Raw genomic sequence first — 12993 nt, 5'->3', positions numbered from 1 at the left:
TCGAAGCACCCGATCCGCAACCGTGACGACCTGTCCATGGTCTACACCCCGGGTGTGGCGCGGGTGTGCATGGCGATCGCGGAGAACCCGGAGGACGCGCGCCGGCTGACGATCAAGCGGAACTCGGTTGCGGTCGTGACGGACGGCTCGGCGGTGCTGGGGCTGGGCAACATCGGCCCGAAGGCGGCGCTGCCGGTGATGGAGGGCAAGGCGGCGCTGTTCAAGCGGTTCGCCGGCATCGACGCCTGGCCGATCTGCCTGGACACCCAGGACACGGACGCGATCGTGGAGATCGTCAAGGCGATCGCGCCGGGCTTCGCGGGGATCAACCTGGAGGACATCTCCGCGCCGCGCTGTTTCGAGATCGAGGCGCGGCTGCGGGAGGCGCTGGACATCCCGGTGTTCCATGACGACCAGCACGGTACGGCGATCGTGGTGCTGGCGGCGCTGACGAACGCGCTGCGGGTGACGGGCAAGGCGATCGAGGGCATCCGGGTGGTGATGTCGGGTGCCGGTGCCGCGGGCACGGCGATCCTGAAGCTGCTGCTGGCGGCCGGGGTGAAGAACGCGGTGGTGGCCGACATCCACGGGGTGGTGCACTCCGGGCGCGAGGACCTGGTGGGGGCGCCGGTGGACTCGCCGCTGCGCTGGATCGCGGACAACACCAACCCCGAGGGTCTGTCCGGCACGCTGAAGGAGGCGGTGCGGGGCGCGGACGTGTTCATCGGGGTGTCGGCGCCGAACGTGCTGGACGGCGACGATGTGGCGGCGATGGCGGAGGACGCGATCGTGTTCGCGCTCGCGAATCCGGATCCGGAGGTGGATCCGGCGATCGCGCGTCAGACGGCGGCGGTGGTGGCGACCGGCCGGTCGGACTTCCCGAACCAGATCAACAACGTGCTGGTCTTCCCGGGTGTGTTCCGGGGTCTGCTGGACGCGCAGTCCCGTACGGTCAACACGGAGATGATGCTGGCGGCCGCGCAGGCGCTGGCGGACGTGGTCGGCGAGGACGAGCTGAACCCGAACTACATCATCCCCAGCGTCTTCAACGACAAGGTCGCGGGCGCCGTCGCCGGAGCCGTCCGCGAGGCCGCGAAGGCGGCGGGCGCGACCGTCTAGCGGGCACGTGCGTCAGCGGGCAGGGGCTGTGAGGATCACCACGGCAGCTCCTGCTTCGGCGCGTCGTGCAACCGGCGGTTGCCGTACGCCCTCTAGTGTGGCGACGATCAGGCGCTTTTCGTGTGACTCCCCAGGGTGTTCTCACGACTCCTACGGGTGCCGGATTGGCTTTCCCGCCGCAGGTAGGGGCAGGATGCGTCCCTGGGCGCGAGCGCATCGGCATCGCAGTGCCTACTATGCGGCCCTGCCGCTTGGCACACCCCAACGGCAAGAAAAACACGGGAGTAACAACATGAACCGCAGTGAGCTGGTGGCCGCGCTGGCCGACCGCGCCGAGGTGACCCGCAAGGACGCCGACGCCGTGCTGGCCGCGTTCGCCGAGACCGTCGGCGAGATCGTCGCCAAGGGCGACGAGAAGGTCACCATCCCCGGCTTCCTGACCTTCGAGCGCACCCACCGTGCCGCTCGCACCGCGCGCAACCCGCAGACCGGCGAGCCGATCAACATCCCCGCCGGCTACAGCGTGAAGGTCACCGCGGGCAGCAAGCTCAAGGAAGCGGCCAAGGGCAAGTAAGCGCTCCGCTTCGAGCGCTCAGGTCACCGGAGCGCCGGTTCGCCGAGCGCCGTGCGTGACCGAAGACGTCGAAAGGGCGGCCCCCTCAGCGCGAGGGAGGCCGCCCTTCTGGCGTTCTCGTGGGGTCAGCCGAGCGCCTTGCCCGGGAGCTCCACCTTCGCGCCGAGTTCCACGAGCTTCTCCATGAAGTTCTCGTAGCCGCGGTTGATCAGGTCGATGCCGTGGACCCGGGACGTGCCCTCCGCCGCCAGAGCCGCGATGAGGTACGAGAAGCCGCCCCGCAGGTCGGGGATGACCAGGTCGGCGCCCTGGAGCTTGGTCGGGCCGGAGACGACCGCGGAGTGCAGGAAGTTCCGCTGGCCGAAGCGGCAGTCGGAGCCGCCCAGGCACTCGCGGTAGAGCTGGATGTGCGCGCCCATCTGGTTGAGGGCCGAGGTGAAGCCGAGGCGCGACTCGTAGACCGTCTCGTGGATGATGGACAGCCCGGTGGCCTGGGTGAGGGCCACGACCAGCGGCTGCTGCCAGTCGGTCTGGAAACCGGGGTGCACGTCCGTCTCCAGCGCGATGGACTTCAGCTGGCCGCCGGGGTGCCAGAAGCGGATGCCCTCGTCGTCGATCTCGAAGGCGCCGCCCACCTTGCGGTAGGTGTTCAGGAACGTCATCATCGAGCGCTGCTGGGCGCCGCGGACGTAGATGTTGCCGTTGGTGGCGAGCGCGGCGGACGCCCAGGAGGCGGCCTCCAGGCGGTCCGAGAGGGCCCGGTGGGTGTAGCCGCCGAGCTTTTCCACACCGGTGATGCGGATCGTCCGGTCGGTGTCCATCGCGATGATCGCGCCCATCTTCTGCAACACGCAGATGAGGTCCTCGATCTCCGGCTCGACGGCCGCGTTGGACAGCTCGGTGACGCCCTCGGCCAGGACGGCCGTGAGCAGCACCTGCTCGGTCGCGCCGACCGACGGGTAGGGCAGCCGGATCTTCGTGCCGCGCAGGCCCTTCGGGGCCTCCAGGTACTGGCCGTCGGCGCGCTTCTCGATGGTCGCGCCGAACTGCCGCAGCACGTCGAAGTGGAAGTCGATCGGCCGGCCGCCGATGTCGCAGCCGCCCAGGCCCGGGATGAACGCGTGGCCGAGACGGTGCAGCAGGGGGCCGCAGAACAGGATCGGGATCCGGCTGGAACCCGCGTGGGCATCGATGTCAGCGACGTTGGCGCTCTCGACGTACGTCGGGTCGAGCACCAGCTCGCCGGGTTCCTCGCCCGGACGGACCGTCACTCCGTGCAACTGGAGCAGGCCGCGGACGACCCGGACGTCACGGATGTCGGGAACGTTGCGCAGTCGGCTCGGACCGCTGCCCAGCAGGGCTGCGACCATGGCCTTCGGCACGAGGTTCTTCGCACCGCGGACACGGATCTCGCCCTCCAGCGGGGTTCCGCCGTGGACAAGCAGGACATCGTCGTTGACGGTCATGAATCTCGCGTTCCGATGAGTTGGTCAGGGGCCGGCCGATCACTGTGCGCAGGGGCCGGAGAGACAGGGTAATCGCCGATCACCCTCCGGTCGTAAGCCCGAGGACCAACCAGCCATGTCATAGCTGTGTCACAACACGAACGGTTCCTTATCGGGCACATGGGGTCACCGGAATCCCGTGTGCGCCCGGGGTGCCTCCCCGCGCCCTGAGCTGCGGCCCCCTGAATGCCCCCGGATGGGCTCCCCACCGCGGGGCAAGATGCGGGATCATGTCTGGCATGACCGAGGTGTCCTCGCTCACAGGGCGGCTGCTCGTGGCCACGCCCGCCCTGGCGGACCCCAACTTCGACCGCGCGGTGGTGCTCCTCCTCGACCACGACGAGGAGGGCTCCCTCGGTGTCGTCCTCAACCGCCCCACCCCGGTGGACGTCGGCGACATCCTGGAGGGCTGGGCCGATCTCACCGGCGAGCCCGGTGTCGTCTTCCAGGGCGGCCCCGTCTCGCTGGACTCGGCGCTGGGCGTCGCGGTCATCCCGGGCGGCGCGCAGGAGGACCACGCCCCGCTGGGCTGGCGGCGGGTGCACGGCGCGATCGGGCTGGTCGACCTGGAGGCCCCGCCGGAACTGCTCGCCTCCGCCCTCGGCTCGCTGCGGATCTTCGCCGGGTACGCCGGCTGGGGCCCGGGCCAGCTGGAGGACGAACTGGTCGAGGGCGCGTGGTACGTGGTCGAGTCGGAGCCCGGGGACGTCTCCTCGCCGGCCCCCGAGCGGCTCTGGCGGGAGGTGCTGCGCCGCCAGCGCAACGAGCTGGCGATGGTGGCGACGTACCCGGACGACCCTTCGCTCAACTGATGCGTGTGAGCTTCAGTACCCTTGGCGACATGAGCACTCTCGAGCCCGAGCGCGGGACTGGTACGGGAACCCTCGTAGAGCCGACGCCACAGGTGTCCCACGGCGACGGCGACCACGAGCGCTTCGCCCACTACGTCCAGAAGGACAAGATCATGGCGAGCGCCCTCGACGGCACCCCCGTCGTGGCGCTCTGCGGCAAGGTCTGGGTGCCGGGCCGTGACCCGAAGAAGTACCCCGTGTGCCCCATGTGCAAGGAGATCTACGAGTCCATGGGCAGCGGCGGCGACGACAAGGGCAAGGGCAAGGGCGGCGACAAGTAGCGGTCTCCCCTCGGCCGGAGGTGTCCGGCCGGTCCAGGTTTCCGAGGCCCCCGGGACGCGTCAGGTGTGCGTCCCGGGGGCCTTTGCGCGCGTGCGGCGCGAAGTGGTTCAGACCTCTTGTCGCGGGGGTGCGGGGTCCGTAGTGTCCCCGCCGACACGAACAGCCCCCGGGACCGAAGGGCCGATGCCATGAGCGACCGCAGCCGCTTCCCGGAACCCGAGGTGGCGCTGATCCCGGCGCCCGCCCGGGTCACGGCCTCGCTGCCCGGCGGCGGCACCGGGTTCGTCCTCGACGCCGGCACCGAGATCGAGGCCGGCGAGGGCACCGAGCGGGTCGCCCGCTGGCTGCGCGCGACCGTCGGCGCGGCGACCGGGCTGCCCCTCGCACCGCACCGCGACAGCGGCTCGCGCGTCCTGCTGCGGATCATCCCCTCGCTCGCGGACGAGCTGGGCGGCGACGAGGGCTACCGGCTGTGCGCCGACGGGTATCTCGTCGCCATCGACGGCGCGAGCGAGACCGGCCTGTTCTGGGGCGCGCAGACCTTCCGGCAGCTGCTCGGGCCGGAGGCCTTCCGGCGCGCCCCGGTCTCCGGGCGGCGACAGTGGGAGGTCCCCGCCGTCACCGTCCACGACGCGCCCCGCTTCGGCTGGCGCGGGCTGCTGCTCGACGTCGCCCGGCACTTCATGCCCAAGGACGGCGTGCTGCGCTACCTGGACCTGATGGCCGCGCACAAACTCAACGTCTTCCACTTCCATCTGACGGACGACCAGGGCTGGCGCATCGAGATCAGGCGCCATCCGAAACTGACCGAAACCGGCTCCTGGCGGGCGCGGACGAAATTCGGCCACCGGGCCTCACCGCTGTGGGAGGAAAAGCCGCACGGCGGTTACTACACCCAGGACGACATCCGGGAGATCGTCGCCTACGCCGCCGAGCGGCACATCACCGTCGTCCCGGAGATCGACGTACCGGGACATTCACAGGCCGCCATCGCCGCGTACCCGGAACTCGGCAACACCGACGTCGTCGACACCACCGCCCTCTCCGTCTGGGACACCTGGGGGATCTCCGCCAACGTACTGGCTCCCACCGACACCACCCTGCGGTTCTACGAGGGGGTGTTCGAGGAAATCCTGGAACTGTTCCCTTCACGGTTCGTCCACGTCGGCGGCGACGAGTGCCGCAAGGACCAGTGGCGCGACTCGGTGACCGCCAAGACCCGCATGGCCGCCCTCGGGCTCGCCGACGAGGACGAGCTCCAGTCCTGGTTCGTCCGGCACTTCGACAGCTGGCTCACCGCGCGCGGGCGGCGGCTCATCGGCTGGGACGAGATCCTGGAGGGCGGCCTCGCCCCGGGCGCCGCGGTCTCCTCCTGGCGCGGATACGGCGGTGGCGTCGCGGCCGCGCGCGCGGGGCACGACGTCGTGATGTGCCCGGAGCAATTCGTGTATCTGGATCATCGTCAGGCCCCCGGCGACGACGAACCGGTGCCCATCGGCTTCGTGCGCACCCTGGAGGACGTCTACCGGTTCGAGCCCGTCCCGGACGGCCTCTCCGAGGCGGAGGCCGCGCGGGTGCTGGGCACCCAGGCCAACGTGTGGACCGAGGTCCTGGAGGACAGCGCGCGCGTGGACTACCAGGCCTTCCCACGGCTCGCGGCCTTCGCCGAGGTGGCCTGGAGCCGGCTGCCCGCCCCGGCGGACCGGGACTTCGCCGGCTTCGAGCGCCGTATGGCCGCCCACTACGCACGGCTCGACGCCCTGGGCGTCGGCTACCGGCCACCCGCCGGGCCCCGGCCGTGGCAGAGGCGCCCCGGGGTGCCCGGCCGCCCGATCGAGGGACCGCCGCCGCACAGGTGACCGGTGACTCCGGCTGCTCGAACAGGTGGGGAAAAAGACCCCAAGTGTCACCGAAGAGTGGCAATCGGAACGCACCGGTGATGCCGTGTGAAACCGGACCAACTCCCCGATGAGGTGGGCGAACGCCTCCTGGTGGACCCCCGCGTTCGGGCCTCGCGAAGATGTGCCAGAGTTGCCACGTCCGCCCTGTCAGCACGTACCGTACGGCAACACAGGCGGGACCAGGTGGGGCAGCGGGAAGGGGCAGCCGGTTTGACCACGCACGCACCGCAGGCGGCGCAGGCCGTCACGCTGCCCACGACGCTGGACGAGGCGGTGGCGGCCCTCGCCGCCATGCCCGCCGCGGTCCCCGTCGCGGGCGGCACCGACCTCATGGCCGCCGTCAACTCCGGCCAGCTCAGGCCCGCCGCGCTGGTGGGGCTCGGGCGGATCAGCGAGATCCGCGGCTGGCAGTACCAGGACGGCCACGCACTGCTCGGCGCGGGCCTCACGCACGCGCGGATGGGCCGCCCCGACTTCGCGGCCCTGATCCCGGCGCTCGCCGCCGCCGCGCGCGCGGCCGGCCCCCCGCACATCCGCAACGCGGGCACCCTGGGCGGCAACATCGCCTCGGCCGCCCCCACCGGTGACGCGCTGCCCGTGCTCGCCGCCCTGGAGGCGACGGTGATCGTCGCGGGCGCGGGCGGGGCCCGCCGGGAGATCCCCGTCTCGCACCTGCTGGCCGGCGTGGACATGCTGCGCGGCGGTGAACTCATCGGCTTCGTGCGGGTACCGCTGCTGCACGCCCCGCAGGTCTTCCTGAAGGCGACCGGACGCACCGGCCCGGGCCGCGCGCTGGCCTCCGTGGCCCTCGTCCTGGACCCGGCGCGGCGCGGGGTGCGGTGCGCGGTCGGTGCCATAGCGCCGATGCCGCTGCGGCCGCTGGAGGCCGAGCAGTGGGTCGCGCGGCTCATCGACTGGGACAACGACCGCGCGCTGGTCCCGGAGGCCCTCCAGGCCTTCGGCGAGTACGTCGCCGCGGCCTGCATCCCCGACCCGGCACCGGAACCGGACGGCACCGTCACCCCGCTGCCGCCCGCCGTACTGCACCTGCGGCGCACCGTCGCCGCGCTGGCCCGACGAGCACTGGGGAGGGCGCTGTCGTGACCGACGACCAGCACGCAGAGGGCACGTCCCAGGGCGGCGGCCGCTGGGACCCGCTGCCCCAGGGCGACTACGACGACGGCGCCACCGCCTTCGTCAAGCTCCCCGAGGGCGGCATCGACGCCCTGCTGGCCGGCGACAGCCCGCTGGCCGCACCGGGCCACGGCTATGTGCCGCCGCGGATAACACCCGGCCACGCCGACGCCGCCCCGGCTGCCTGGCCCGCGCCCGAGGCCGCCCAGTGGCCCGACCCGGGCACCCCGCAGAGCCAGGCCCACGGGCAGCCCGAGGCGCAGCCGCCGGGCGCGGACGACCGGTTCACCTACCACCCCGGCGCCACCCAGCACTGGACCTTCGAGGAGCCCGCGGCCCCGGCCGCGCCGGGGCACGACGTCACCGGTCAGTGGTCCATCCCGGTCGCGGGCGGCGACCTCCCCGACGAGTCGGGCGAGTACACCACCTCCTCGCTGGTCGAGCAGTGGGGCGGGACCCCGCCGGCCACCCTGCCCGGCGGCGCGCCGGCCCCCTGGGCGACGGACGGCACGGGCCACTCCTGGGGCCACCCGGCGGGCGACACCGCGGCACCGGAGGCGTACGGGCACACGCCCGAGGAGCAGTACGGGCACCCGGTCCCCGGCCCGGGTGACACGCTCGGCGGCGCGGATCCGGCGGAACACGCGGAACAGGCGGACGGCTCCGGCGAGTTCGCCGTACCCACGGAGCAGCACACCGAGTACGCCGCCCCCGCCGAGCAGCACACCGAGCCCGCCGAGCAGCACGCAGAGCCCGTCGCCGACCCGGCCGCCGCGCACGCGCCCGCCGACGCCCACGCCCCGGTCGACGCCCATGCCCCCGCGCAGGCCCCCGAAGGCCCCGCAGACGCCCCCGCGGGCCACGAGGAGCCCGCGCCGCACGCCGCCGTACCGGAGGCCGCCGACGAGGCGACCGGGGGAGCGGACGGGGCGGCGGCCGGAGAAGCCGGCGAGGCGCACGAGGCCGACGCGGCCGCAGCCGCCGACGCCGCGGATCTCCCCGCGCACCCGGAGCCGGAGCCCGAGGCGCCCGCAGCGGAAACCGACGCGGACGCCGCCGCGGAAGCCGCCGTACCCCTGCCGCCGCACGACGACCACCCCCTCGCCTCCTACGTCCTGCGGGTCAACGGCGCCGACCGGCCCGTCACCGACGCCTGGATCGGCGAGTCGCTGCTGTACGTGCTGCGCGAGCGGCTCGGGCTCGCCGGCGCCAAGGACGGCTGCTCGCAGGGCGAGTGCGGAGCCTGCAACGTCCAGGTGGACGGCCGGCTGGTCGCCTCCTGCCTGGTCCCGGCGGTCACCGCGGCCGGCAGCGAGGTGCGCACGGTCGAGGGCCTGGCCGTCGACGGGCACCCCTCCGACGTGCAGCGCGCGCTCGCCCGCTGCGGTGCCGTCCAGTGCGGCTTCTGCGTGCCCGGCATGGCGATGACCGTGCACGACCTGCTGGAGGGCAACCCCGCGCCGACCGAGCTGGAGACCCGGCAGGCCCTGTGCGGCAACCTGTGCCGCTGCACCGGCTACCGGGGGGTGCTGGACGCCGTCCAGGAGGTCGTCGCCGAACGCGAGGCCGCCCACGCCGGCACCGGGACGGACACGGACGAGGCGCGCATCCCGCACCAGGCGGGCCCCGGCGCCGGTGGCGTCAACCCGTCGGCGTTCGAGGCGCCCGGCGCCTTCGACCCCCCGAAGACCGCCGCACCCGGCGGGTATCCGGAGCCGCACGGCGGCTACGCCGACACGCCCGCCTACGGCACCCCGGGACCGCAGGACCCGAACCCATCGCACGACCCGCACTACGGCCAGGACGGAGGCCAGGGGTGAGCAACGAAGCCGGCATCGCGACCACCACCGCGGACCCCGCCCCCGCCGCCGAGCCCGCGCCGCACGGCCTCGGCGCCTCGCTGCCGCACGCCGACGCCCGCGCCAAGACCGAGGGCACCTTCCCGTACGCGGCCGACCTGTGGGCCGAGGGCCTGCTGTGGGCGGCCGTGCTGCGCTCCCCGCACGCGCACGCGCGCATCGTCTCCATCGACACCACGCATGCGCGGGAGATGCCCGGCGTACGGGCCGTCATCACGCACGAGGACGTCCCCGGCACCCCGCGCCACGGCCGGGGCACGCCGGACCGGCCGGTGTTCGCCTCCGACGTCGTACGCCACCACGGCGAGCCCATCGCCGCCGTGGCCGCCGACCACCCGGACACCGCGCGGATGGCGGCGGCGGCGGTCATCGTCGAGTACGAGGTGCTCGAGCCGGTGACCGACCCGGAGCACGCCTTCGAGGCCGAGCCGTTGCACCCGGACGGGAACCTGATCCGGCACATCCCGCTGCACCACGGCGACCCGGCGGCGACCGGCGAGACCGTGGTCGAGGGCCTGTACCGGATCGGCCGCCAGGACCCGGCGCCCATCGGCGCCGAGGCCGGACTCGCCGTACCGCGGCCCGACGGGGGTGTCGAGCTGTACCTGGCCTCCACCGACCCGCACACCGACCGCAACACGGCCGCCGCCTGCTACGGGCTGCCGCCGGAGCGGGTGAAGATCGTGGTCACCGGGGTGCCCGGCGCCACCGCCGACCGCGAGGACCAGGGCTTCCAGCTGCCGCTCGGGCTGCTCGCGCTCAAGACCGGCTGCCCGGTGAAGCTCACGGCGACCCGCGAGGAGTCCTTCCTCGGCCACGCCCACCGCCATCCGACGCTGCTCAGGTACCGCCACCACGCGGACGCCGAGGGCAAGCTGGTCAAGGTGGAGGCGCAGATCCTGCTCGACGCGGGCGCGTACGCCGACACCTCCGCCGAGGCGCTGGCCGCCGCCGTCTCCTTCGCGTGCGGCCCGTACGTCGTGCCGAACGCGTTCATCGAGGGCTGGGCCGTGCGCACCAACAACCCGCCCTCCGGCCATGTCCGCGGCGAGGGCGCCATGCAGGTGTGCGCGGCCTACGAGGCGCAGATGGACAAGCTGGCGAAGAAGCTGGGCCTGGACCCGGCCGAGCTGCGGCTGCGCAACGTCCTCGCGACCGGGGACGTCCTGCCGATCGGCCAGACGGTCACCTGCCCGGCGCCGGTCGCCGAACTCCTCCAGGCCGTCCGCGACTTCCCGCTCCCCGAGCTGCCCAAGGACACCCCCGAGGAGGAGTGGCTGCTGCCCGGCGGCCCCGAGGGCGCGGGCGAGCCGGGCGCGGTCCGGCGGGGCGTCGGCTACGGCCTGGGCATGGTGCACATGCTCGGCGCGGAGGGCGCCGACGAGGTGTCCACCGCGACCGTCAAGGTGCACGACGGCGTGGCGACCGTGCTGTGCGCGGCCGTGGAGACCGGCCAGGGCTTCACCACCCTGGCCCGGCAGATCGTCCAGGAGACCCTCGGCGTCGAGGAGGTCCACGTCGCCCCGGTCGACACCGACCAGCCGCCGGCGGGCGCGGGCTGCCGGGGCCGGCACACCTGGGTGTCGGGCGGCGCGGTGGAGCGGGCCGCGAAGATGGTCCGCACGCAGCTCCTCCAGCCGCTGGCGCACACCTTCGGCATGTCCACCGAGCTGCTCCAGATCTCCGACGGCAAGATCACGTCGTACGACGGGGTGCTGTCGACCACCGTCGCCGAGGCGATGGAGGGCAAGGAGCTGTGGGCCACGGCCCAGTGCCGGCCGCACCCGACCGAGCCGCTGGACGCGGCCGGCCAGGGTGACGCCTTCGTCGGGCTCGCCTTCTGCGCGATCCGCGCGGTGGTGGACGTCGACGTCGAGCTGGGCTCGGTGCGGGTGGTGGAGCTGGCGGTCGCCCAGGACGTCGGCCGGGTGCTCAACCCGGCCCAGCTGGCGGCCCGGATCGAGGCGGGCGTCACCCAGGGGGTCGGTATCGCGCTCACCGAGAACCTGCGCACCCCGCGCGGACTGATCCGCCACCCCGACCTCACCGGATACGCGCTGCCGACCGCCCTGGACGCGCCGGACATCCGGATCGTCAAGCTGGTCGAGGAGCGGGACGTGGTCGCCCCGTTCGGCGCCAAGTCGGTCAGCGCGGTGCCGGTGGTGACCGCACCGGCGGCCATCGCCTCCGCCGTCCGCGCGGCCACCGGCCGCCCGGTCAACCGTCTCCCGATCCGACCCCAGGCCGCGGTGGTGACCCAGTGAGCAGCCCGCAGGACGAACCCCGTTACGAACCCCCGCCCAGCATCGGCAAGCTGGTGGTGTGGGTCCTGGTCTTCGTACTGGCGGCCCTGGCCGTCGTCCTCGGCGGGATCTACTTCACCTGACCCGCGGGCAACGCCCCGGGGCCGTCCTCCGTCCTTCTCCGTGCGGGCCGTTGTCAGTGGGGCGGCGTAGTGTGCTGAAGCGAGGGAGCACCTGCCCGTACGGGGAAGATCGCGGGGGAGCGATGAGTACGACCGATGCCGGGGTCACGGCCATCACGCTGACCGAGGTGGAGCTGGGCCGCCATGTCACCCATGCGCCGACCCGCGGTCTGCTCACCGGCCCCGGACTGCCGCCGGGCGCCGACCTGGTGACCTTCTCCCCGCTGCGCGCGAACGGGCTGCGCAGACTCGCCGACGCCACGGAGGGGCCGTTCCGGGTGGCGGAGGAGCTGCGCGACCGCCTGGTGATCGGTGAACTCCTGCACCCCGCCGGCATGGCCCGCGAGTCGGTGCTGCTCGACGGCGACACCGGCGAGCTGACCACGGCGTGCCTCGTCGGGCCGCCCGCCCCGCGCCCCTTCGCCCCCTCCCTGGACACGCTGCTGCGGTTCGCCGCGGTCACCGAGGAACTCGCCGGGCTGCGCGGCCGGTTCGCCTCCCTCGCCGGGCGGTACGGCCTGGCGGTGGCGGCCGAGGCGACGCGCCGGCTGCTCGCCCTCTTCGCGGAGGGCGCGGACGGCTCGGTCCCGCCGTACTGGAAGGCGGCGGCCCTGATCCGCCCGCTCGCCCTCGCCGCCGGGCCGGGCACCGGCTCCGGCCTCACCCTGGACGTCCCGGCCCGGCTGCTGGACCAGGAGTTCGGGCACGGCCGGGTGGCCCGGTTCGAGGAGGTCGACGTCCCGGTCACGCTCACCCACGAGCCGACGCGCCGGTTCCTGCGCGAGACGGGCCTGCCCGAGGAGGCGGCGGTCTTCCGCACCGACCCGGACGCCCCGCTGCGGACCCTGCGGGAGTACGTCACCGAGGAGGGGACGGACCACCCGCTGGCCGAACTGCCCGCGCACTGCGACCACCTGGTCCGCGTCGGCGGGCTGACCGGGGGCCACAGCCTGGTGGTCGACGGCAGGACGGGCGCGGTGCTGACCTTCGGCGAGCCGGAGGCGACGCTCTCCCCGCTCAACACCGATGTCTCCACGCTCGCGTTCACGCTGTGGCTGCTGCACCACGAGCGCACCATCGACGAGCACCTGGGCCACGAACTGACGACGGCCGCCTACGACCACCTGGCCGCCGCCATGCTCCACACGCTGGCGGCCGTCGACCCCACCGGCACCCTGCCGGCCACCGGCTGGCACTACTGGACGGAGCTGTTCCAGGACGAGACGGGCGGGGCGCTCTGAGGAACGCCCCGCCCGGTTCGCGTGGAGGCCGTGGCGGGATTCGAACCCACGTAACTCGAGTTGCAGTCGAGCCCCTGAACCACTCGGGCACACGGCCGTGCC

Annotated in this window: 11 protein-coding genes and 1 tRNA gene; 10 read left to right on the top strand and 2 right to left on the bottom strand. The window is 73.4% G+C overall.

Features of this window, described 5'->3' with window-relative positions; genetic code table 11:
* Together ACZ5CZ_RS06095 and ACZ5CZ_RS06090 are read left to right on the top strand one after the other, a co-directional pair.
* Nucleotides 1–1119, top strand: a 1119-nt coding sequence (locus tag ACZ5CZ_RS06095) for an NAD(P)-dependent malic enzyme (RefSeq protein ID WP_468939597.1), incomplete at its 5' end; no start/stop codon positions are given.
* A 292-nt stretch (nucleotides 1120–1411) separates the two neighbouring features.
* Nucleotides 1412–1693, top strand: coding sequence for an HU family DNA-binding protein (locus tag ACZ5CZ_RS06090; RefSeq protein WP_023550134.1), 282 nt, complete (start codon nucleotides 1412–1414; stop codon nucleotides 1691–1693).
* 125 nt (nucleotides 1694–1818) lie between these two features.
* On the opposite strand, the gene murA is transcribed toward ACZ5CZ_RS06090, so the two are convergent.
* Nucleotides 1819–3159 carry a UDP-N-acetylglucosamine 1-carboxyvinyltransferase gene (murA, locus tag ACZ5CZ_RS06085; protein ID WP_385843580.1) on the bottom strand — a complete coding sequence of 447 codons (1341 nt, stop codon included), beginning with the start codon at nucleotides 3157–3159 and terminating at the stop codon, nucleotides 1819–1821.
* 278 nt (nucleotides 3160–3437) lie between these two features.
* Between murA and ACZ5CZ_RS06080 the strand changes: the two genes are divergently transcribed.
* The 8 genes from ACZ5CZ_RS06080 (at nucleotide 3438) to ACZ5CZ_RS06045 (ending at nucleotide 12891) form a co-directional block, all read left to right on the top strand.
* Entirely contained in the window at nucleotides 3438–4010 is a 573-nt protein-coding gene (locus ACZ5CZ_RS06080) for a YqgE/AlgH family protein (RefSeq protein ID WP_385843582.1), read from the top strand.
* A gap of 29 nt (nucleotides 4011–4039) precedes the next feature.
* Entirely contained in the window at nucleotides 4040–4330 is a 291-nt protein-coding gene (locus tag ACZ5CZ_RS06075; protein ID WP_093696521.1) for a DUF3039 domain-containing protein, read from the top strand.
* A 189-nt stretch (nucleotides 4331–4519) separates the two neighbouring features.
* Nucleotides 4520–6190, top strand: a complete 1671-nt coding sequence (locus tag ACZ5CZ_RS06070) for a beta-N-acetylhexosaminidase (protein WP_468939593.1) — start codon at nucleotides 4520–4522, stop codon at nucleotides 6188–6190.
* Between the two features lie 252 nt (nucleotides 6191–6442).
* Nucleotides 6443–7336 carry an FAD binding domain-containing protein gene (locus tag ACZ5CZ_RS06065; RefSeq protein WP_385843585.1) on the top strand — a complete coding sequence of 298 codons (894 nt, stop codon included), beginning with the start codon at nucleotides 6443–6445 and terminating at the stop codon, nucleotides 7334–7336.
* Nucleotides 7333–9186 (top strand): (2Fe-2S)-binding protein, encoded by a 1854-nt coding sequence (locus tag ACZ5CZ_RS06060; RefSeq protein WP_468939591.1) that lies wholly within the window; start codon nucleotides 7333–7335, stop codon nucleotides 9184–9186. The genes ACZ5CZ_RS06065 and ACZ5CZ_RS06060 overlap by 4 nt, the downstream gene beginning before the upstream one ends.
* The gene (locus ACZ5CZ_RS06055) at nucleotides 9183–11489 is read left to right on the top strand and encodes a xanthine dehydrogenase family protein molybdopterin-binding subunit (protein ID WP_385843587.1); all 2307 of its coding nucleotides are present in this window, start codon (nucleotides 9183–9185) and stop codon (nucleotides 11487–11489) included. The genes ACZ5CZ_RS06060 and ACZ5CZ_RS06055 overlap by 4 nt, the downstream gene beginning before the upstream one ends.
* Nucleotides 11486–11611, top strand: coding sequence for a hypothetical protein (locus tag ACZ5CZ_RS06050; RefSeq protein ID WP_385843589.1), 126 nt, complete (start codon nucleotides 11486–11488; stop codon nucleotides 11609–11611). The genes ACZ5CZ_RS06055 and ACZ5CZ_RS06050 overlap by 4 nt, the downstream gene beginning before the upstream one ends.
* A 122-nt stretch (nucleotides 11612–11733) precedes the next feature.
* Nucleotides 11734–12891, top strand: a complete 1158-nt coding sequence (locus ACZ5CZ_RS06045) for an SUKH-4 family immunity protein (protein ID WP_468939588.1) — start codon at nucleotides 11734–11736, stop codon at nucleotides 12889–12891.
* A 22-nt stretch (nucleotides 12892–12913) separates the two neighbouring features.
* Here ACZ5CZ_RS06045 and ACZ5CZ_RS06040 read toward each other — a convergent pair.
* Nucleotides 12914–12988, bottom strand: a tRNA-Cys gene (locus ACZ5CZ_RS06040).
* Nucleotides 12989–12993: the final 5 nt, after the last annotated feature.

The sequence above is a fragment of the Streptomyces sp. NPDC031418 genome (genome assembly GCF_055581605.1).
The sequence above is the reverse complement of the archived record's forward strand: the minus strand, read 5'-3'. Positions and strand labels throughout refer to the sequence as shown.

Excerpts from the sequence above, each read along its gene's own strand:
- ACZ5CZ_RS06070 (WP_468939593.1), top strand. The coding sequence starts at position 4,520 with ATGAGCGACCGCAGCCGCTTCCCGGAACCCGAGGTGGCGCTGATCCCG.
- ACZ5CZ_RS06080 (WP_385843582.1), top strand. The coding sequence starts at position 3,438 with ATGACCGAGGTGTCCTCGCTCACAGGGCGGCTGCTCGTGGCCACGCCC.
- murA (WP_385843580.1), bottom strand. The coding sequence starts at position 3,159 with ATGACCGTCAACGACGATGTCCTGCTTGTCCACGGCGGAACCCCGCTG.
- ACZ5CZ_RS06075 (WP_093696521.1), top strand. The coding sequence starts at position 4,040 with ATGAGCACTCTCGAGCCCGAGCGCGGGACTGGTACGGGAACCCTCGTA.
- ACZ5CZ_RS06045 (WP_468939588.1), top strand. The coding sequence starts at position 11,734 with ATGAGTACGACCGATGCCGGGGTCACGGCCATCACGCTGACCGAGGTG.
- ACZ5CZ_RS06090 (WP_023550134.1), top strand. The coding sequence starts at position 1,412 with ATGAACCGCAGTGAGCTGGTGGCCGCGCTGGCCGACCGCGCCGAGGTG.